Annotated in this window: 15 protein-coding genes, 1 tRNA gene and 1 riboswitch; of the genes, 10 read left to right on the plus strand and 6 right to left on the minus strand. The window is 40.8% G+C overall.

Translation table 11 applies throughout. The annotated features are described in order from the left end of the window. Window positions 1-7: 7 nt before the first annotated feature. Together purH and HXT36_RS01795 are read left to right on the plus strand one after the other, a co-directional pair. Window positions 8-1690 carry a bifunctional phosphoribosylaminoimidazolecarboxamide formyltransferase/IMP cyclohydrolase gene (gene purH, locus HXT36_RS01790; RefSeq protein WP_016840186.1) on the plus strand — a complete coding sequence of 561 codons (1683 nt, stop codon included), beginning with the start codon at window positions 8-10 and terminating at the stop codon, window positions 1688-1690. A 200-nt stretch (window positions 1691-1890) separates the two neighbouring features. Next, on the plus strand, window positions 1891-2208 hold the full coding sequence (locus tag HXT36_RS01795; RefSeq protein WP_421779226.1) for a DUF3017 domain-containing protein: 318 nt from the start codon (window positions 1891-1893) through the stop codon (window positions 2206-2208). Window positions 2209-2223: 15 nt separating this feature from the next. On the opposite strand, the gene HXT36_RS01800 is transcribed toward HXT36_RS01795, so the two are convergent. Beyond that, window positions 2224-3171 (minus strand): MIP/aquaporin family protein, encoded by a 948-nt coding sequence (locus tag HXT36_RS01800; RefSeq protein WP_421779076.1) that lies wholly within the window; start codon window positions 3169-3171, stop codon window positions 2224-2226. A gap of 238 nt (window positions 3172-3409) precedes the next feature. On the opposite strand from HXT36_RS01800, the gene HXT36_RS01805 reads away from it, so the two are divergent. From HXT36_RS01805 to HXT36_RS01820, 4 genes are all read left to right on the plus strand, one after another. Further along, window positions 3410-4183: a pseudouridine synthase gene (locus HXT36_RS01805; RefSeq protein ID WP_004133164.1), complete on the plus strand. Its 774-nt coding sequence runs from the start codon at window positions 3410-3412 to the stop codon at window positions 4181-4183. Continuing rightward, entirely contained in the window at window positions 4180-6387 is a 2208-nt protein-coding gene (gene der, locus HXT36_RS01810) for a bifunctional cytidylate kinase/GTPase Der (RefSeq protein ID WP_421779078.1), read from the plus strand. The genes HXT36_RS01805 and der overlap by 4 nt, the downstream gene beginning before the upstream one ends. A gap of 83 nt (window positions 6388-6470) precedes the next feature. Next, a complete protein-coding gene (locus HXT36_RS01815; protein ID WP_421779080.1) occupies window positions 6471-8999 on the plus strand; it encodes a DEAD/DEAH box helicase in 2529 nt (842 codons plus the stop codon). Window positions 9000-9109: 110 nt separating this feature from the next. Next, window positions 9110-10483 (plus strand): replication-associated recombination protein A, encoded by a 1374-nt coding sequence (locus HXT36_RS01820; protein ID WP_020973594.1) that lies wholly within the window; start codon window positions 9110-9112, stop codon window positions 10481-10483. Window positions 10484-10556: 73 nt separating this feature from the next. Here HXT36_RS01820 and HXT36_RS01825 read toward each other — a convergent pair whose 3' ends face one another. The 3 genes from HXT36_RS01825 to HXT36_RS01835 form a co-directional block, all read right to left on the minus strand. Next, complete coding sequence (locus HXT36_RS01825) at window positions 10557-10862, minus strand: YhbY family RNA-binding protein (RefSeq protein WP_004130815.1); 306 nt, start codon at window positions 10860-10862, stop codon at window positions 10557-10559. Between the two features lie 259 nt (window positions 10863-11121). Beyond that, window positions 11122-13470, minus strand: coding sequence for an energy-coupling factor transporter ATPase (locus HXT36_RS01830; protein WP_421779083.1), 2349 nt, complete (start codon window positions 13468-13470; stop codon window positions 11122-11124). A gap of 58 nt (window positions 13471-13528) precedes the next feature. After that, complete coding sequence (locus tag HXT36_RS01835; protein ID WP_004130819.1) at window positions 13529-14128, minus strand: ECF transporter S component; 600 nt, start codon at window positions 14126-14128, stop codon at window positions 13529-13531. A 5-nt stretch (window positions 14129-14133) separates the two neighbouring features. After that, a riboswitch (FMN riboswitch) is annotated at window positions 14134-14285 on the minus strand. A gap of 123 nt (window positions 14286-14408) precedes the next feature. Between HXT36_RS01835 and HXT36_RS01840 the strand changes: the two genes are divergently transcribed. Then, window positions 14409-15425 (plus strand): glycosyltransferase, encoded by a 1017-nt coding sequence (locus tag HXT36_RS01840; protein ID WP_115757529.1) that lies wholly within the window; start codon window positions 14409-14411, stop codon window positions 15423-15425. A gap of 137 nt (window positions 15426-15562) precedes the next feature. Here the strand turns inward: HXT36_RS01840 and adhP are convergent, their stop codons facing one another. Next, window positions 15563-16573, minus strand: a complete 1011-nt coding sequence (gene adhP, locus HXT36_RS01845; RefSeq protein WP_016801426.1) for an alcohol dehydrogenase AdhP — start codon at window positions 16571-16573, stop codon at window positions 15563-15565. 328 nt (window positions 16574-16901) lie between these two features. Between adhP and HXT36_RS01850 the strand changes: the two genes are divergently transcribed. Next, a tRNA-Gly gene (locus tag HXT36_RS01850) sits at window positions 16902-16977 on the plus strand. A 543-nt stretch (window positions 16978-17520) separates the two neighbouring features. Then, complete coding sequence (locus HXT36_RS01855) at window positions 17521-18102, plus strand: hypothetical protein (protein WP_004130824.1); 582 nt, start codon at window positions 17521-17523, stop codon at window positions 18100-18102. A 93-nt stretch (window positions 18103-18195) separates the two neighbouring features. Here the strand turns inward: HXT36_RS01855 and HXT36_RS01860 are convergent, their stop codons facing one another. Further along, window positions 18196-18342 (minus strand): hypothetical protein, encoded by a 147-nt coding sequence (locus HXT36_RS01860; protein WP_415701393.1) that lies wholly within the window; start codon window positions 18340-18342, stop codon window positions 18196-18198. Between the two features lie 23 nt (window positions 18343-18365). Here HXT36_RS01860 and HXT36_RS01865 point away from each other — a divergent pair, with 23 nt between their 5' ends. Beyond that, entirely contained in the window at window positions 18366-20423 is a 2058-nt protein-coding gene (locus HXT36_RS01865) for an AMP-dependent synthetase/ligase (RefSeq protein WP_421779087.1), read from the plus strand. The last annotated feature ends 46 nt before the right edge of the window (window positions 20424-20469 follow it).

Raw genomic sequence — 20469 nt, forward strand, 5'->3', positions numbered from 1 at the left:
AAGACCGGTGCAACAGATACATGAGCAAGAACAAAATGCAGATGTGCTGATAACCACAGGTAAAAGGTCAATAAAGCGAGTACTGGTTTCAGTATTTTGCAAAGAAGGACTAGAAACGCTGGCAGATGCTTTTAGAAAGTGTGGAACTCAAGTTGTTTCAACTGGTTCAACTGCTTCAAAGCTTCAAGAATTGGGTGTAAGCGTTACGCAAGTGTCGGATGTAACAGGATTCCCAGAAAGTTTAGATGGTAGAGTTAAAACTCTCGATCCGCATATTCACGCTGGAATCCTAGCAGATATGAGCAATTCGGATCACGTAAAGCAGCTTAAAGATTTGAATATTGAGCCATTTGATGCTGTAGTTGTAAACTTGTATCCTTTTGTGAACACAGTTATGAGCGGCGCTAAAAACAACGCCATTATTGAAAAAATCGATATTGGTGGACCTTCAATGATTCGAGCAGCTGCTAAAAATCATAAGTCTGTAGCTGTTATTACAGATCCTGCAGATTACAAATTGCTTGCTAATCGAATTGCTTCTGGCGAAGGCTTTAGTTTGCAAGAGCGCGAATACTTAGCGCATAAAGCATTCGAGCATACAGCCGCTTACGATGCTGCAATATGCCAATGGACTAATAGTGCTTGGCCAATGCCACAGAGCATGATAGAAAACACAGAAAACAGCGATGATTCGCTTGATAAAACAAGCAAAGATTCGTTACTTCCATGTGACTATACGCGAACATGGACTCTTGAACGTAAGCTTAGGTACGGAGAGAATCCACATCAATATGCGGGGCTTTATCTTGATCCGTTGCATAATGGCGGTTTAGCTCAAGCTGAGCTTCTTGGCGGAAAGCCAATGAGTTACAACAATTATGTTGATGCGGATGCAGCATGGCGTGCAGTTTGGGATTTTGCTCCGCAAATTGCTGTTGCTGTTTGCAAACACAATAATCCTTGCGGCTTAGCAATAGGTGCAACAGCTGCAGTGGCTCATGCGAAGGCTCACGCTTGCGATCCTGTAAGCGCATACGGTGGAGTGATTGCTTGCAATTCAACTGTTACTCTAGAAATGGCACAAAGTGTGCGTCCAATTTTTACAGAAGTAATTATTGCTCCAGACTACGAGCCTGAGGCTTTGGAATTATTGCGCACTAAGAAGAAGAATTTGCGAATACTAAAGGTTGCAAATCCTCCTGTTTTAGGTTTGCAAGTGCATCCTATTGACGGCGGAGCGTTGGTGCAAAGTGCAGATAAGATTGATGATTTTGGAGATAATCCACAAAATTGGACTCTTGTTTCTGGAAACCCAGCGAACGAAGAAACCTTAAAAGACTTAGAGTTTGCATGGCGTTCTCTTAGGTGTGTAAAGTCTAATGCCATTTTGCTTGCGCATGATTTAGCAACTGTTGGAATCGGAATGGGTCAAGTTAATCGCGTGGATTCTTGCCATCTTGCAGTTGAAAGAGCAAATACTTTGGCTGATGGCGTTGAGCGTGCTAAAGGATCTGTTGCAGCATCTGACGCATTCTTCCCGTTTGCTGATGGTCCTCAAATCTTGATAGAAGCAGGTGTAAGCGCAATAGTTCAACCTGGAGGGTCTATTAGAGATGAGGAAGTGTTTGAAGCTGCGCGCGCGGCTGGCGTAACAATGTACACTACTGGAACGAGGCACTTCTTCCACTAAAAATCAATCGCTATTTGCAAATTAGTATTTCTGTAAATAGCTGATTAGTCAGTTAGATTAGCTCGATTAATCATATTAACGTAAAAAGCCTTGGATTGTATTTAATATACTTTCCAAGGCTTTTTATGTATTATACAAGTATGACAATTAGCCAGAAGAATCAAGATAGCGAATTAAAATTTGATCATAAAGATGAATTAATGCACGATGCGAATAGCAATGCGAATAGCAACTCAAACAATCATATCTACGTTTCGGAAGTAAAAGAAGGTAAGCCATACGCGCAATGGATTGTAGCAATAATCGTATGCATGTGCGCTGTATTAGCTTTTATAGGAAAAATAATGGCTGCTACAGTTATTATTTCTGCAACAGCCATCATTCTTGGAATAATACGCTTAATTTTTTCTCAACGAAGCCCTTGGAAAGTTAGATCCGTTGCTTTTGACTCTTTTCTAAGCATTGCACTAGGACTTGGTTTGCTAATAACGTATTTTTCTATTTTTGTTTTTATGTAACCTATTTTGTTTTAACTATTTGTCTTCGTTATAAAATGGGTTAACTTCTTTATTCTCGCTATTTTCTGATTCTTCGTTAGATGCTGAAGTGTTTTTGGAAGAATCATCCAAGCTTAAATCGCAAGAATTATTAGATTCTTTAGCACTGATTGAGTCTTTTGAAGAAGAACGAACAAGCTTGCTAATAAGCATAATGAATCCAACAAGAGCTGCTGCAAAAACAGGAGCAATCCAAAATACCCAAAGTTGGCTTAATGGCGAAGCAGCTAATTTCTTAGACTGTGCAAGAATGGCAATACCCGTAGAGCGAGCAGGATTAAGACCCGATCCAGTAATTTGGTATGTAATAAAAGCTCCAACAGAGTATGCAATACCCATGTGCGCTGCATACGTGCATTTAGCACTACCATCTTCGCGCGTATATGTCATTGCTGTTGCAACAATAATAAGAACTGCAATAATCTCAACGATTAATGCGGAGATAACGCCAAAAGAAGCATTAACGCTTTTTAGCTGATTTGCAGAGATTGAAGCGCTTTCAAAACCGTTTACAACAGGAGCAAACCATGTTTTTTCTGGAACCATTTTAGTTTGAGGAAGAATAAAAACAGTTATTGAAGCAGCAACGAGTGCGCCAAGAACTTGCGCAATAATGTATAAAATTCCAGAGATATAAGAAGTTCTTCCAGTAAGCATAGAAGCGATTGTTACTGCTGGATTAACGTGGCCTCCAGAAACCTTAGCTGCTATACTGATTGCTGCTGCGTAAGCTAAGCCTGTTCCTGCAGCAATCAAAAGAACGTTCACGCCGTACATTGCTGTTACAACAGAAGAGAACGTGTAAATAGTAAATATTGCAAAAACGCTTGCAATAAATTCAGCAAAAATCCTAAAAATAAGAGGTGCAGGAGCAGATGCTTTTTGCTCATCATTTGAACATTTATTTTGCAAAGTGTTGTTCATAACAATTCCTTACGTTAATGTGTACGTGTTGTGTTGTTTTTATGTTGTTTTGTTATTCGCAACACAACCAAACGTTTGCTATAGTATCACGGCTATGCCATACGCTAGTATAGAAAAACGTGGCAATTTGCTGTGAGTATTAAAAAATGATTAAAAAATTATTAAAAATACGCAAAAATGGCCATAAATAAAACATCAATAAGATTAAATTAATACAATAGGTCACGTTGGGAGAACGATGCCAAACGCATATTCCCGCGCCAATCAGGCGCATTCAAATGACAAAAATGCCGTTCGACTGCAAAAGCTACTTGCTGAAGCGGGATTTGGTTCAAGACGCAAATGTGAGGAGATTATTCTCGATGGGCGTGTTGAAGTAGATGATGAGCTTGTAACAACACTCGGAACTAGAGTAGATCCAAGTAAGCAAAAAATTCGCGTAGACGGATCCAGAGTAAAGTTCAATCACAAGCTTGTAACGCTTGCGCTTAATAAGCCAAAGCGAGTTTTGAGCGCAATGGATGATCCAAAAGGTCGCTTTACTTTAAGAGATATTGTTGGAGACAAATACGAGCGAATTTTCCACATGGGTCGCTTGGACTACGATTCGGAAGGTCTTATTTTAATGACCAACGATGGCGAGCTAAGCCAGCATGTTATGCACCCAAAGTACGAAGTTGAAAAAACGTATATTGCAACTGTTGAAGGCAAAATCAACGGAATGGTTTGCCGCAGGCTAGTTTCGCAAGGAGTAAATCTGGAAGACGGCTGGATCAAGCTAGACAGATGCGCAATAATCGACCAGAATCACGATGCAACAATCGTAAAAGTTGTTTTGCACTCTGGCAAAAATCGCATTGTGCGTAGGATTTTTGGAGCTGTTGGCTTCCCAGTAAAGCGTCTTGTTCGTACGCAAATCGGCCCTATTAAGTTGGGCGACTTAAAAGCTGGGTCTTATCGCGTGCTTTCGCAAGTAGAAGTGCGCTCGCTTTCTAAGGAGGTTGGCCTGTGATTTGTGTAGCAATTGATGGACCAGCAGGAGTTGGCAAGTCTTCTACTTCTCGCGCTTTAGCACAATACTACGGTTTTGCGTATTTAGATACGGGTGCAATGTATAGAGCTGCCGCATGGTGGTGCTTAAAGCAAGGAATTGATTTAAGCAAGCAGCTTGAGTTGGACGAAGAAGGAAATCCAACAAATTCTGCAGATGCAGAACGCTTTAATCAAATTGTTGAAGCTGTTGGAGCATTGTTTACGGAAGATCATGCTGAATTTAGTGTTGATCCAAAAAATCCTGTAGTCGTAATTGATGGTGAAGATATTAGCGAAGAATTGCGTTCTGTTGAAGTTTCTTCGCACGTGTCTACTGTTTCTTCGATTCCTGCAGTTCGACGCATGCTTATTGCTGCTCAACGCGCATATATTGCTTCAGAGTCTGCTGAGGATTCTTTCTCTGGCGGAGAAGGCATAGTTGCAGAAGGCCGCGATATTACTACTGTTGTGGCTCCTAATGCGCAAGTTCGAGTGCTTCTTACTGCGCGCGAAGAAGTGCGCCAAGCTCGCAGAAACAAGCAAGATATTGCGCAAGAAAATTCGCAAAATAATCAATCTAAGAATAATGAATCTTTAGAAGAAGACGATATTCGCGCTCGCGACGCTAAAGATGCTAAAGTTACGCATTTTCTTAAAGCAGCAGACGGTGTTACAACTTTAGATAATTCTGATTTGACTTTTGAGCAGACTCTTGACGCGCTTGTAGAGATGGTTGACGATGCAATTGAGCAGGATGAGTACGACCGTTATGCTGCAAATCTTGAAGGCTACGATCTTGACGATGAAGACCGTGCGCTTCTTAGCGGAGATTTAGCAGGCGAAGATGAGTCGAAAGATACAAAAGCTGTTGGAGTAATTGCCGTTATTGGCCGACCAAACGTTGGAAAATCAACGCTTGTAAACCGTATCTTGGGTCACAGAGTTGCTGTTGTAGAAGATACTCCAGGCGTTACTAGAGATCGCGTAAGCTACGATGCTGAGTGGGCTGGAACCAACTTCAAGCTTGTTGATACTGGCGGCTGGGAAGCAGATGTTGAAGGCATTGATTCTTCGATTGCTCAACAGGCGCAAGTAGCAGTGCGTTTAAGCGATGCTGTGATTTTTCTAGTAGATGGTCAAGTTGGTTTAACAGCTACCGACGAGCGTATTGTTTCAATGCTTCGCGCTGCTGGTAAGCCTATTACTTTGGCAGTTAACAAGGTTGACGACGCTAGAAGCGAGTATTTAACTGCAGAGTTTTGGAAGCTTGGAATGGGCGAGCCTTATGGAATTTCCGCAATGCACGGCAGAGGCGTTGGAGATTTGCTTGACGCGGCTCTTACGTCTTTGAAGAAAGCGAATAAGACTTCTGGATTCTTAACTCCGCAAGGTCTTCGCAGAGTTGCTTTGGTAGGTCGTCCAAACGTTGGTAAGTCTTCGCTTTTGAACCATTTGGCTCACGAAGAACGCTCTGTTGTAAACGACTTGGCTGGAACTACTCGAGATCCTGTTGATGAGGTTGTGCGCGTAGACGGCGAGGATTGGCTGTTTATTGACACTGCTGGTATTAAGCGCAGACAGCACAAGCTTACGGGCGCCGAATACTATTCTTCACTACGTACGCAAGCTGCGATTGAACGTTCGGAACTTGCTTTGATTCTTTTTGATTCTTCTCAGCCTATTGCAGAGCAGGATCTAAAAGTTATGAGCCAGGCAGTAGATGCAGGTCGCGCAATCGTACTTGTGTTTAACAAGTGGGATTTGATGGACGAATTTTCCAGGCAGCGCATGGAACGCTTGTGGAAAACTGAGTTTGAGCGCGTTACTTGGGCTGAACGCGTTAATCTTTCTGCAAAAACGGGATGGCATACTAACCGTCTTGCGCGCGCTATGCGAACAGCCTTAGAAAACTGGGATAAGCGCATTCCTACAGGCAAGCTTAACGCTTTCTTAGGCCGTATTCAGTCTGCTCATCCACATCCTTTGCGAGGTGGAAAGCAAGCGCGAATCTTATTTGCAACGCAAGCTTCTACGCGCCCTCCGCGTTTTGTAATATTTGCAACTGGCTTCTTAGAGCACGGCTACCGTCGATTTATTGAGCGTTCTCTTCGAGAAGAGTTTGGATTTGAGGGAACTCCTATTCAAATCTCTGTAAAAGTACGAGATAAAAAGAAGCGCAAGTAAAGTCGCAGGTTAATCGCAAATAAATCACAAATAAATCTGCGATTAAAGTTGCGATTAAAGCGTAAGTAAAGTAGGAGCGGAATATGGCTGGATTAGGCGAGTTAGCTCTTGATTTGCATCATGCTAGCGAAGACGAAATTTTTCAAGCATTTGTTGATTGGGTTAAGACTAACAAGCATGTAGATTTGTGGCCGCATCAAGAAGAGTCGGTTATGGATTTGCTTGCAGGAGACCACGTAGTCTTAAACACTCCAACAGGTTCTGGAAAATCGCTAGTAGCGCTCGGCATGCATTTTGCAGCACTTGCCACTGGCAGACGCTCCTACTACACTGCGCCAATCAAAGCACTTGTATCCGAAAAATTCTTCGATTTAGTTGCGATTTTTGGGCGAGACAACGTAGGTATGATTACTGGCGACTCGCATATTAACGCGGACGCTCCAATAATCTGCTGCACGGCGGAAATCTTAGCAAATCAAGCTCTGCGCGAAGGAGCAAACGCAAAAGTCGATTGCGTTGCAATGGACGAATTCCACTACTATGGAGACCCAGAGCGCGGTTGGGCTTGGCAGGTTCCGCTACTTACTCTTGCAAACACGCAATTTTTGCTTATGAGTGCAACTCTTGGAGACGTAACGGATATTGCGGAACGCTTAGAAAGATCAACAAATCGTAGTGTTGATATTATTGCTAACGCTCCAAGACCAATTCCACTAGAATACGAGTACACAGATAAGCCGCTTGCAACAACTGTAGAACTATTATTTAACAAGGGTTTAACGCCAATCTACGTAGTTCATTTTTCGCAAGACGCAGCTCTAGAAACAGCTCAAGCGCTTGCAAGCACGGGGGTTTCTAGCAAAGATCAGCGAGATAAAATTGCGCAAGCAATTAAAGGCACTAAATTTACTACAGGATTCGGCAAAATCTTGCAAAGGCTGCTGCGCACAGGAGTTGGCGTACATCATGCTGGTATGCTTCCGCGCTACCGCAGGCTTGTTGAACAGCTTGCACAACAGGGGTTGCTGCCAGTTATTTGCGGAACAGACACTCTTGGCGTTGGTATTAACGTGCCGATTCACTCTGTTGTGCTTACAGCTCTTACAAAATTTGACGGGAACCGTAGTCGAAAGCTTCGCGCTCGCGAGTTTCACCAAATTGCAGGTCGCGCAGGCAGAATGGGGTTTGATACCGAAGGCTTAGTGGTTAGCGAGGCTCCAGAGTTCGAGATTGAGAATGCGCGCGCTGTTGCAAAAGCTGGAAACGATCCTAAAAAGCTTAAAAAAGTTAAGCGTAAGAAGGCTCCAGAAGGATTTGTTGTTTGGAGTGAGCAAACGTTTACTAAGCTTATTGAAAGCGCTCCCGAAACTTTGAATCCGCACATGGTTGTAACTCACTCAATGATTTTGAACGAAGTTACGCAAGGCGGGGATGCTAGAGCACGCGTTGAAAAACTTATTGGAGATAGTGCGCAAAAGCCGCAAGATAAAGAAAAATTGCTTGAGCGTTGCAACGATATTTTCCAAACTTTGCTTGACACTCAAGTTATTGAATGTAGAGAGCTTTCGGACGGTTCTTGCGATTATGATCTTGATGTTGCTATGCCAGAGGGTTTTGCGCTAGATCAGCCACTTTCGCCGTTCTTGCTTGCTGCTTTGGAACTTCTAGACCCAGAATCTGAAAGTTACGCGCTTGACGTAATTTCTATGGTTGAGTCAACTTTAGATGACCCGAAGCCTGTTCTTCGTGCTCAAGAGCGTAAAGCTCGCGACGCTGCAATGGCTGGCATGAAAGATGATGGCATTGATTACGAGGAGCGCATGGAACGCTTAGCTGAAGTTAGCTACCCTAAGCCTCTTGAAGATTTGCTTGAGCCTGCTTTTGCGCAATATCGCAAAGATGTTCCGTGGGCAAACGACTACTGGATTAAGCCTAAATCTGTGCTTCGAGACATGGTTGAAACAGCATCCGATTTTACTGGCTATATTTCGCGCTATGGCATTGCTAGAAGTGAAGGAACGCTTCTTCGTTACCTTTCGGACGCTTATCGTTCGCTTGCTCGCACTGTGCCAGAAGACATGCTTAACGAAGAATTGCGCGATATTATTTCGTGGCTTCGTCTTGTTGTGCGCTCTATTGATTCTAGTTTGGTTGACGAGTGGGAGAGTGCTGGAGGGTCGGACGCTGAAGCTAGTGCAGTAACTACGGCTGCGCCTTCAACTGCTGAGTCTGTTGTTGCGGATCGAAGAGGACTTATTGTGTTGATTAGAAACGCAATGTTCCGCCGCGTGCAACTTATGGATTTGGAAGATGCGGATACTTTGGGAGAGCTTGACAAAGCTTGGGGCTACGGTGTTCACGAGTGGAATGATGTGCTCGACGACTATTACGACGAACATGAGTATGTTGGGATAGATGCCAAAGCTCGTGGCGGAGACTTGTTTATTTTGGATGATTCTCTAGAAAAAAGTGAGCATTCGTGGAAAGTTCGGCAGATTATTGACGATTCGGACGGAGACCATAATTGGGCTATTACTGGAATTGTTGATTTGGATTCCACACAAGATACAGGCGAAGTTGTGTTCTTTGACTACAGCGTGTCGCATGTTTAGTGTTGTTCTACTTAAGTTTTATTTGCGTTTTGCTTATATTTTACTTATGTTTTATGCAAAATCTAAAATATAGTCGAACGTTTGTTCTATGGATTGAGTATACTTAGATTATGGTTCAGGATTTATTTACAGCAAGTAGTGCGCCTAGTGATGTAACACGTCCTTTGGCTGTGCGTATGCGACCGAGCGTTATCGAAGACGTTCTTGGGCAGACTCATGCGCTAAAAGATGGTTCGCCTTTGCACAGACTTGCAAATCCTCAATCTAAAGGTTCTCTTACATCTCCAAGTTCTGTTGTGTTGTTTGGGCCTCCAGGTGTTGGTAAAACTACGCTTGCTTATATTGTGGCTCAACAGTCTGGTCGCGTGTTTGAAGAGCTTTCTGCTGTAACTTCTGGAGTCAAAGATGTTAGAGCGGTGCTAGATCGCGCGCATGAGCGTTTAGTTAGTAAAGGTCAAGAAACAGTTCTGTTTATTGACGAAGTTCATCGTTTTTCTAAATCACAGCAAGATGCTTTGCTTCCAAGCGTAGAAAATCGCGATGTAACTTTTATTGGAGCTACTACCGAAAATCCAAGTTTTTCAATTATTAAGCCACTACTTAGTAGATCAGTAGTTGTTAAACTTGAGTCTCTTAGCGTAGAAGATTTGCGCACGCTTATAGAACGCGCAATTTCAAGCGAAAATGGTCTTAATAATCAGCTTAAAATCGACGAAGACGCAATAGATTCAATTATTCGTTTAAGTGGGGGAGATGCTCGCAAAACTCTTACTATTTTAGAGGCTGCAGCAGGTGCGGTAACTGGAGATGTTGCGTTGCAACATGGCAAAAAGAAGCCTGTTATTACTGCTGATATTGTTTCTAACGTAATGGATACTACTACAGTTCGTTACGACAAAGATGGCGACGACCACTACGATGTGATTTCTGCTTTTATTAAGTCAATGCGTGGAAGTGATGTTGACGCTTCTTTGCATTATTTAGCGCGAATGCTTAGAGCTGGGGAAGATCCGCGTTTTATTGCAAGGCGAATTATGATTGCTGCTGCGGAAGAAGTTGGCATGGCAGCTCCACAAATTTTGCAAGTAACTGTTGCAGCAGCTCAAGCGGTTGCTCTAATTGGCATGCCAGAAGCGCGGATTATTCTTTCGGAAGCTGTGATTGCTGTAGCAACTGCTCCAAAATCAAACGCAAGTTACAATGCGATTAATAAGGCTTTGCAAGATGTTGATGCTGGAAATATTGGTCAAGTTCCTCTTCATTTGCGAAATGCTCCAACTGCTTTGATGAAAAGTTGGGGAAATCACGAAGGCTACAAGTATGCTCACGACTATCCAGGAGCTGTAGCTTCTCAACAATATATGCCAGATGAGCTAGTTGGCCGCGAATATTATCACCCAAATAATCGCGGCTACGAGCACGAGATTTCACAACGTTTATCTCAAATCCGCAATATTCTCCACAATCCCGATGACAATAAATAAAGTCGATAATTAAAAGGCTCCTTAGAATTTTAAGAAGCCTTTTAATGCAGTATTACTATTTTTTAAGAGAGTTTTAGTCACGAACAAGCATAATGTGGTCAATATCTTCGCGATTTGAAACGCGGAACAGCACAAAGCGGTTGCCAATTACTTGCACAACTTCTGCACCAAGATGCTCTGCAAGTTCTTGTGCAGCTTCTTTAGCACTTAAGCCAGAGCCATCTTGTACAGCACACTTCATAAGCTCATGAGATTGCATTGTCTCGTCTGCTTGCTTAACAGCAGCGTCGCTAATATCGTTTTTTCCAACATAAAGCAATGGGCTTAAAGTGTTAGCGAGCGCGCGCAATTGCTTAATCTGCTTTTTAGTTAATGCCATTATTTTCCTTCCAAATCGAGTTCAATATGCATAAAACACTAAAACGTCAATTTTCAAAACATTAAAACACTAAAACGTCAAAACGCTATATTGTCAAACGCAATTATCAACAACCAACTATCGACCATCTATTTATAACGCTTAAATTTTCAATGCTTATCGGATTATACATTAACCGTAAGAATCTGCGCTCAATGCGCTCAATACGTTCAATACAATAAATCCGCTCAATGCGTTCAATCCGCTCGATTATAAATATTCAGGCTATAAATATTCCAGCAAAAATTATTCCGCACACAATAGCTAATGTAACGCTTAAAAGCGCAAAGTCTTTTATGCGAATTTTCTCTGTATGTAAGTGCGTGCGCTTTGCTCCAGGAACGTAACATCTAGAATCTAGTGCAAGCCCTAGTGTGTTTGCGTGTCGAATCACGCTTGCAAATCCTGGAACAATAAGAGATGTTATTGCTCGCAATCGCTTTTTTATAGATCCGTCTTTTATATTTCCGCCTCTTGCGATTTGAGCTAAGGCTACAGATTCTGCTTCTTTTGAAAGAGTTGGCAAAAAGCGCAAAGCAAGGCTCATAATAAGAGCAATTTCTTGACTTGGCAATCCTACGCTTTTAAGAGGTGAAATAATAGACGCGCATGCTTCAGTCAATCGCGTTTGGCTTATTGTTAGTACAATTATTGACCCAATTAGTATAACAAGCGAAAATCTTGAAGCGAAAAGTATTGCAAACTTTATTCCATCATCTGTTATTAATAGCGGCCCGATTCTAAAAAGTTCTCTTCCAGAATGCACAACTAGAAGATTAAACATTCCAGAAAATACGAATATTGCAATAAACATGTGCAATGACAACAATAATTTTATAGGCGATATTCTAGCGAGAAATATTAGAGCAAGCGTTGACAGTGCAAGAATTCCTAGTTGATAGAAGTTTGTAATGCTAAACGCACTAAACATAAGAATTAAGCAAGATATTAGTATTATTCGCGTATTGAATAAGCTTAGCAATGACTTATTTTTGTTTTCGTTTTTGTTTTCGCTACCATTCTCGCTAGCATTTTCAAGCTTTTCGTCTTGTGCGTGTTCTTGAATTTCCTTCTTTTTGCGCGAATCTAACGTAACTATGCGCGCACCAAGCGATTTTGCTTCATTTAAATCGTGCGTAATAACAATAATTGTTACGCCTTTATTGTGCAAATCGCTTAAAATTTTTAGCACGATTTTTGCATACTCAAAATCCAATCCTGCTGTAGGCTCGTCTAAAACCAAAATTTTTGGATTGCAAGCTAAAATTCCTGCGATTGCTGCTAGTCGTTGCTGGCCTCCAGAAAGTTCGAATGGGGATTTCTGCGCTAAGTGCTCAATATGCAATGATTTTAGTGCGTTCAATACTCTGGAATGTAATTCACGTCCTTCTAATCCAAAGTTTTTTGGCCCGTATGCTACGTCTTCAAAAACAGTTTGCGCAAAAAGTTGCTGTTCTGGCAATTGCATAACGTAACCAATGTTTTTGCGAATTTCACGCATTTGCGATTTGCTTGTTTTTTCGCTAATTTTTATTCCGTTTACGCAAATAGAGCCAGAATCATATTTAATAAGTGCGCATATTGCTTTTGCGAGCGTTGATTTTCCGCATCCATTTTTTCCCATTATTGCAACGATTTCGCCTGATTTTACGCTTAGAGAATAGTCTCTTATTATTGGACTTTGACTATTTGTATAGCTCACATTTAAATTCGATATTTCAATTGCCGTATTTGAATTTTCTACATTTTCCGTCATGCTTTTTGATTCAATAACAGTTGGCGATTTTTCCGTGAAAAATTCATCTAATTTCAATAAACTTACATCACGCAATTTTCCGTTTTCTAGCATTAATATTCGATCAGCATTTTTGCATTCGCTAATCTTATGCGTTACTTGCACGATTGTTGTGCCGCTCGTTTGCAACTTGTCAAAAAGTTTATTCACATCTTCTTTTGCGCAAGAATCAAGCATGCTTGTAGGCTCATCTAATACAAGAAGTTTTGATTTTGTAGCAATCGATGACGCAATAGCAACACGCTGCTGCTGACCTCCACTCATATTGCTCGGGTCGCTAAAACGGTGATTTTCCATGTTTACAGCGCGTAAAGCGTTGCTTATATTTTGCTTCATAAATTCTTTAGAGGCGCACAAGTTTTCAAGCCCAAAAGCAACATCGTCTTCTACAACTGTTGTAACGATTTGGTCTTCTGGGCTTTGAAACAATGCTCCAATAGATTCTCGTGCTTTTTGGTACGCTTTTGAATCAACATTGTTTGCTTCAAAAACTTTTATTCCGCATAGCGTAACAATTCCAGAATCTGGGGAAGAAAGTCCTGCAATAATTTTAGCTAGCGTGGACTTTCCGCTACCATTTTTGCCTATTATTGCAATTCTTTGACCATATGCAATTTCAAGATCTATTCCGTCTAGAATCCAAGTTTTTCCGCCATCATAGCTAAAGCGAACTTTTTGCAAAGAAACAGCATTATCTTTTTTAGCACAATAATCCGTATTGCTTTTTTCGTCTTTGCAACTTGTTCTATATTGAATAACTCTATTGCTTTGCATAATCAGCTTGCTTTTTACTTAATTGACTAATGCTATTTTGGCTAATGCTATTTGTTTACTACTTGTTGTAGTTAAGAAGTTTTGAAACAGGCTTATAAACAAGCATAGTTACTACGCAATGAATCGCAAGCTTAATCACATTAAACGGTAGCAGAGCTGGAACTATAAGAGCAGCAACTTGCTCAACGCTAATATGAGCATAAAGCGGCGTAATAATAAGATTTCCGACTATTGCAAGAGCAATCGCAACTACAGAGCCAACTACAAGCGAAATAATAGCGCCTTCTTTGGTTCTAATTTTTTTGTAGACGATTGCAGCGCTAACAGAAGCGCCCATTGAAACCAATATTGCCATTATTGCGCCAAACGGGTTAGTGAAGAAGTGTGGAGCAAATCCTAGCACGCTTACGATTGCAGCAGCGAATGGTCCGTATGCAAATCCTGCAATCAAACACACAATTCCCGAAGGATCGTATTTAAGGTAGTTTACGTCTGGAATAAGTGGAAATTCTATAAAGCTTACAGCAATAGAGAGCGCAACGAATAGCGCGTATTTAGCAATTTTTTCGCTTGACCAATAGTTTGTGCCAGAGTAAGTTGCGTGATTATTTGCTGTGTGATTGCTTGTTTTATGATTATTTTCGCGTGAAATGCTCATTAGAGCCTCCGTTTCTTTCATCCGGACTTTAACCGTTGGCTTCGGATTTTAACCGAATCAGCAGCGCAATGCCGCTCGCGGGCTTCGAGACAATTCACTAATTCAAGAATTACCTCGTTACCGCCAGTAAGGATTTTCACCTTCCCTGAAACTACACTTTATTTTTATCTTATGCTAAGAACATTTATCGAACATTTATAGCCAAGAACATTTAGCACGTTTGGGTAACTTTTGACTTGTAACGCTTTTTGATGGCAATGCTAAGTGTAAGATTAAGAGCATGAGTGAAATTACGAATACTTCTGTTAATACTATAGACAAGCTTGCGATTATTGTTGTTACTTATAAACGCCAGGAGCTTCTTGCAAATCTTTTTAAATCTTTTGAGTGCCTGAATCAATGCCCTTGGCGAATTATTATTGTAGACAACGAAAGTAGCGAAAAAACGCGCAAAATGGTGAATGATTTAGGCGATATTCTTTCGCGCAGATGGGGCGCTTCTAGCGCGGACGATTCTGGCGATTCAAATCGCGTTGTTTACGCGCCACAAAGTAGCAATCTTGGGGGAGCTGGCGGTTTTAGTGCTGGCGTTAAAAAAGCGTACGATCTTGGTGCACAATGGTTCTGGGTTATGGACGATGACGTTGAAACTGTTCCAGAATCTATTGAGCGTCTTTGCAAGTGGACTAAGAGCCACGATGTGATTCAAGGCAGCCGATTAGACTACGACGGTGGCGATTTTTATTGGCAATATAACTTTATTGTTTCTCTTGGAATCCCTAATCCAATCGCTCCAGCAGCATTTGGGCCATCGGGCTACCGCGTTATGAACACAATGTGCTTTGAAGGTGGGTTGTTTAAGCGCAATATTGTAGAGAAAATTGGACTTCCAGATTCGCGCTATTTTATTTATTGGGATGACACTACTTATGGCTATCTTGCTAGCAAGGTTACGAATCCGATTGTTGTAAGTGACATTATTCTTCGCAGAACTCGTAATATTCCTAATTGGGATATTGCTGGCGTTCGTCAACTAAATTCCACTTCCGATATGAATCGTTACCATATTATGCGAAATCGTGGTTTTATGGCGCGCTACTTTATGATCCACGGCGATTTTAGGCCATTTATGTTTGCTCTTGGAACTGCTTTGACTGCTGCAAAAGAGCTTATTAGACTTGTTGCTGTAGATCGCGAGCATATTTTAAGTGGCGTTAAAAAGCTTTTTACTGGTTGGATTGCAAGCAGAAAAATCTTGCATGATTCCAACTGGAAGCCAATGCCTCCGTTAAAATAGCAGATTTTTTAAGACTTAAGGCTGAATACTGAGATTTAAGATTAATGCTTAAGTCTTAAAAATTAAAGCACAAACATAAACTAGAAGCCACCTAGCGTTTACTAAGTGGCTTCTAATTTTTTATTTTATCTCTTTTTTCAGTGGGAGAGGTCAATTACCATTCGACCGCGAATCTTACCGCTGAGCATCTCATCGAAGATGTCGTTAATGTCTTCCATCTTGCGCATATGGCATTTTGGAACAACCTTGCCTTCAGCACCAAACTGGAATGCTTCTTCCAAATCTTTACGAGTTCCAACAAGGGATCCAACCAAGCGGATTCCGTCGAGAACAAGGCGAGGGATGCTGAGTTCCATATCTTCTGGTGGAAGACCAACAGCTGCAACAGTGCCGCCTGCTCGCACAGAGTCAACTGCGCTGTTAAAAGCATCCTTGCTTACGGCGGTTACAACAGCGCCATGAGCGCCGCCTACCTTCTTCATAGCAAATTCAGGAACATTTTCCTTAAGTGGGTTCACGCACAAATCTGCGCCATATTCCTTAGCAAATTCAAGCTGAGCATCGTTAACATCTACTGCGATTACGTGCGCACCAAATACGTTCTTTGCATATTGCAACGCAAGATTACCAAGACCGCCAAGACCGAATAAAATAAGCCATTCGCCTGGATGTACGCCAGATTCCTTAATAGCCTTGTAGGTTGTAACGCCAGCGCAAGTGATGGAGCTTGCAGGAGCTGGATCCAAGCCTTCTGGGACCTTTACTGCGTAGTCTGCTGCGACGATGCACTCTTGAGACATGCCACCATCGGCAGTGTATCCTGCGTTCAAAACGCTACGGCAAAGTGTTTCTCTGCCCGTGGTGCAATATTCGCAATGTCCGCAACCCTTAAAGAACCATGCTACAGATGCACGGTCGCCTGGCTTTAATGTTGTAACACCAGGGCCAACTTCCTTAACAATACCAATGCCTTCGTGGCCAAGAATAACGCCAGTTTTATCGCCAAAATCTTGGTTCTTAACGTGAAGATCGGTGTGACATACGCCGCAGCACTCCATATCGAGTAAAGCTTCACCAAATTCCAATGGACGAAGTTCCTTCTCTACAACCTGAGCCTTCTTATCTTTGGTTGCAACAATAGCCTTCATAGAAACCTCCTTGTTCTATGCTTCATCTTTGAAAAACATTGCTTTTTCGGTTTTCTTTTACCTGTTTGGTAAAAGCTATCTTTTATTCTACATTATTTTTACGATTTTTCATGATAAAAATCACATTTTAATAAAAATTTTTATAAAAATTTATGACTTAATGATAATAATTATCGTATTCAATATTTTTCTTATCGTTTTCTTATCTTTTTCTTCTGCTCAACACTCCGTAAAATTGCTTGAATACAGCAGAAAATCACTATACATTTTTTATTTTTGATTATAACTTGCATTAAACAATAAATCAGGCTACTATGGCATCTTGTTTGCGGATATAGCTTAGTTGGTAAAGCGCAACCTTGCCAAGGTTGAGACCGCGGGTTCGAGTCCCGCTGTCCGCTCCATTTTTTTTTATGTCTCAGCAGATGTTCCATAATGTTCCGCTGAGATTTTTTTTATTTTCTGTCACATGTCTCCGCACATATATTGGGTTATTGGGTTATAGTCCGAAAAATGGGGGTAAGCGCCAAAAGTGGGTTATAGGCCAAAACTGTGTAAAGCTAAGCTGATGAATATTCTGAAAATGGGTTATAGGCCAAAAAGTGTGTAAAGCTAAGCTGATGAATATTCTGAAAATGGGTTATAGGCCAAAAAGTGTGTAAAGCTAAGCTGATGAGTATTCTTAAAATAGAAGCAGTCAGCTTAGCTTTGGACTATAAAGCAATTCTTTTTATTCAATGTGTATAACTTTTGTTAGATAATCCTTGATTTTTCGGTGAAAATTCAAGCGTTATGAATGTTTTATCCACATATTAAATTAACTCTTTTATTTTTTGCAATAAGCTGTATGCTTTACTTAAACATTAGAAAATAATGTGAAAACAAAATTAACAAATAAGGAATTAAAAAATAAATGACTTGACAAAATTTTAGGAAAGAAGGAGAGAATGAGAAATTTTTCTAACACTCTGTTATACGCAAACGACGATGATAATGAGACATTTTGGGAGGTTATTAATAGTAACTTCCCAGATCAAGTAGATCCGTCGCGGTTCCAGACTAAAGATAGAAGACCTTTTCCAGTTTATGAAGGTTTAATACCAGTTGGGTCTTCTCGCTCAATGGCAAGTTATCACGTATCATCGTGTTTCAATAATACGCATGGTAAAAAGATGTACCTATATCTTGCAATGCAAATATGCAAAGTAGCGTGCATAGTAGGTGATATTTCTCACGGCAGGCCAATATCGCCAGAGATGAAAAGAGCATTAACAAAAGAGTGTATATACAAACTCGAGAATATGTGGTACTTGATTAATGAATGCTACAAAGATAAGCATAATGAGGCAGAAGTTTCTAAGCTAAGAAGCAATCCAACAATACCTAAGATGATAAATGGAATACTGGTTTCTCCATCACAATTAGAGGCAGTTGTTTTGCTTCATATTGGAGATACAGAATATTGGACATCTTTAACACTTAGATTCATAATGGGAAAATGGGTTTGCACGTTAGCAGATATAGGTTAGGTTTTACCTAATCGTAGTTTGCATAATATGAATTTTAAGTAGTTATTGATTTAATTAAGTATGTACATGCATAAACATGTTGGATTATGTAGCTTATTTGCGTAACGCCCCTAGAATATAATTTGCATTTGCTGTTTTACTCAAGGGGTTTTCTAAATCGTTATTTGTTAAATTGTTATTTTGTAAAAAACGCCAATTTTCTGTGCATGTTTTTGTATCTTCATAGTTTTGTGTTGGCATGCTTATACCGTACAATTAAGAATATGCTGCGAGAATTTTCTGTAGAAGACATTCACCCAACTAACGATGGTGACACAATTTATTCATTGCTTGCCAATAGGGCAATGCGAGACCCGCAAGGCGTGATTGCACAATGGCAAGATGACAATACTCGTCAATGGCACGATGTTAGCGCATCACAGATGCTATCCAAAGTTCGTTCTACTGCAAGAGGCTTAATCGCTCTTGGTGTTAAGCAAGGAGACAAAATCGTTATTTACTCTCCAACTTGTTACGAATGGGGTGTTGTTGACTTTGCGTGCGCTTGTATTGGTGCTGTAAGCATACCTATTTACGAAACTGACTCCGCTCTTCAAGCTGCAGATATTATTTCGGAAGTAAAGCCTGTTATCGCTTTTGCAGGAGACGATGAGCATGCGCAATGCTTGGAAAGAGTTCGTCAAGACAATAAGCGAATTTCGTTAAAAACGGTTTTTAACTTTAAGGCCAATGGTATTGATGCTGTTATTGATTTTGGAAAATCAATAAGCGACGATGAGCTAAATAATGCTATTAATCAAATAAAAGCAGATGATTTAGCAACTATTGTTTACACTTCTGGCTCTACTGGCAAGCCAAAGGGAGCAATGCTTACTAATAGAAACTTTACGCACATTGTTTACGCAGCATACGATGTTCTAAACGACATGTTGTATAAGCCAAGTAGAATACTTCTATTCCTTCCTCTTGCACATTGCTTTGCAAGGTATATTCAATATGTTGCAGTTGGAGCGAACGGCGTTATTGGTTATGTTCCAAACGCTAAGCATTTGTTGGCAGATTTGCGTAGTTTTAAGCCTACGTATTTGCTTGGCGTTCCTCGAGTGTTTGAAAAAGTTTATAACGCAGCATCTCAAAAAGCTGGCGCTGGAATCCGCGGTAGAATCTTTGCTAAGGCTGTTCAGCATTTTGCTGAGTGGTCTAAAGACGAAGTCGAAGGAAAATCGCATTCTATTTATGCAAAATTGCAGCACGATTTTTATATGAAGACTGTTGGTTCTTCTATAAGATCTGCACTTGGTCCTAATTTAGCGTGGCTAGCTTGTGGTGGTGCTCCAATAAATGCAGAGCTTGCTCACTTCTTTAATGGATTAGATGGAATAACTTTTATTCAAGGTTATGGAATGACGGAAACAGCTGCTCCATGCGTTGTTAACTTTGAGCATGCTAATCAAGTTGGTTCTGTTGGAAAGCCTGGTCCTGGAATCACAATTCGCATTGCAAATGATGGAGAAGTTCTTGTAAAAGGTCCTAATGTTTTTGTTGGATATTACGGAAAGCCAGAGCTTACTGCAGGAGTTATTGACCAAGATGGATGGCTTCATTCTGGCGATTTAGGCGAGATTGATGATGATGGCTTCTTAACAATTACTGGCAGAAAAAAAGACATTATTATCACTGCTGGTGGAAAGAACATAAGTCCTGCTCCTCTTGAAACCATTATTGCAAAGTGTCCTATTGTTTCGCATGCAGTGGTTGTTGGAGATGGAAAGCCATTTGTTTCTGCTCTTATTGAGCTTGAGCCAGATATGGTTCGTTCTTGGCTTAATAATCAAGGAATGGATGAGACTATTCCAATGAAAGATATTGCACAAAATGATGCAATCCGATCTGTTGTTCAGCAATTTATTGATCAAGCTAATAGCACAGTTTCTAGAGCGGAGTCTATTCGTAAATTTGTTATTTTAGACGAAGAATTCTCTCAAGATGCTGGTACGTTAACGCCAAGCATGAAGGTTGTGCGTCCAAAGGTTTTGAAGAAATATAGCGATATTATTGAAACGCAGCTTTATGCTCCAAAACCTAATAGTAGGCCACTTCCTGCAACGGTTAAGATTTTAGATAAAACAACCGAAACTGTTAAGCAGGCTCAAGAAACTGTTAAGCAAGCTCAAGAGGTTGTTACGCCTAAAGTTAAGCAAGCTATTGATCAAGCTGCAACGCATTTGAAGCGTTTTGGAGAAGATTTGCCTGTGCAATCCGATTCTAAGGAATCTTATTCAAATAATGAAGATGGAGTAAACCAAACCGTTAGTGAATAAGATTATAAAATAAGATACTAATAGGCTAATTAACAATTGCAAATAT

Origin of the sequence: Gardnerella sp. DNF01144 (assembly GCF_049244245.1) — a bacterium.
Lineage (GTDB): Bacteria > Actinomycetota > Actinomycetes > Actinomycetales > Bifidobacteriaceae > Bifidobacterium > Bifidobacterium piotii.

What these genes read in the sequence shown, in the direction of transcription:
- HXT36_RS01795 (WP_421779226.1), top strand. Translation starts at nt 1,891, where the DNA reads ATGCACGATGCGAATAGCAATGCGAATAGCAACTCAAACAATCATATC.
- HXT36_RS01800 (WP_421779076.1), bottom strand. Translation starts at nt 3,171, where the DNA reads ATGAACAACACTTTGCAAAATAAATGTTCAAATGATGAGCAAAAAGCA.
- HXT36_RS01805 (WP_004133164.1), top strand. Translation starts at nt 3,410, where the DNA reads ATGCCAAACGCATATTCCCGCGCCAATCAGGCGCATTCAAATGACAAA.
- HXT36_RS01815 (WP_421779080.1), top strand. Translation starts at nt 6,471, where the DNA reads ATGGCTGGATTAGGCGAGTTAGCTCTTGATTTGCATCATGCTAGCGAA.
- HXT36_RS01820 (WP_020973594.1), top strand. Translation starts at nt 9,110, where the DNA reads ATGGTTCAGGATTTATTTACAGCAAGTAGTGCGCCTAGTGATGTAACA.
- HXT36_RS01825 (WP_004130815.1), bottom strand. Translation starts at nt 10,862, where the DNA reads ATGGCATTAACTAAAAAGCAGATTAAGCAATTGCGCGCGCTCGCTAAC.
- HXT36_RS01830 (WP_421779083.1), bottom strand. Translation starts at nt 13,470, where the DNA reads ATGCAAAGCAATAGAGTTATTCAATATAGAACAAGTTGCAAAGACGAA.
- HXT36_RS01835 (WP_004130819.1), bottom strand. Translation starts at nt 14,128, where the DNA reads ATGAGCATTTCACGCGAAAATAATCATAAAACAAGCAATCACACAGCA.
- HXT36_RS01840 (WP_115757529.1), top strand. Translation starts at nt 14,409, where the DNA reads ATGAGTGAAATTACGAATACTTCTGTTAATACTATAGACAAGCTTGCG.
- adhP (WP_016801426.1), bottom strand. Translation starts at nt 16,573, where the DNA reads ATGAAGGCTATTGTTGCAACCAAAGATAAGAAGGCTCAGGTTGTAGAG.
- HXT36_RS01855 (WP_004130824.1), top strand. Translation starts at nt 17,521, where the DNA reads ATGAGAAATTTTTCTAACACTCTGTTATACGCAAACGACGATGATAAT.
- HXT36_RS01860 (WP_415701393.1), bottom strand. Translation starts at nt 18,342, where the DNA reads ATGCCAACACAAAACTATGAAGATACAAAAACATGCACAGAAAATTGG.
- HXT36_RS01865 (WP_421779087.1), top strand. Translation starts at nt 18,366, where the DNA reads ATGCTGCGAGAATTTTCTGTAGAAGACATTCACCCAACTAACGATGGT.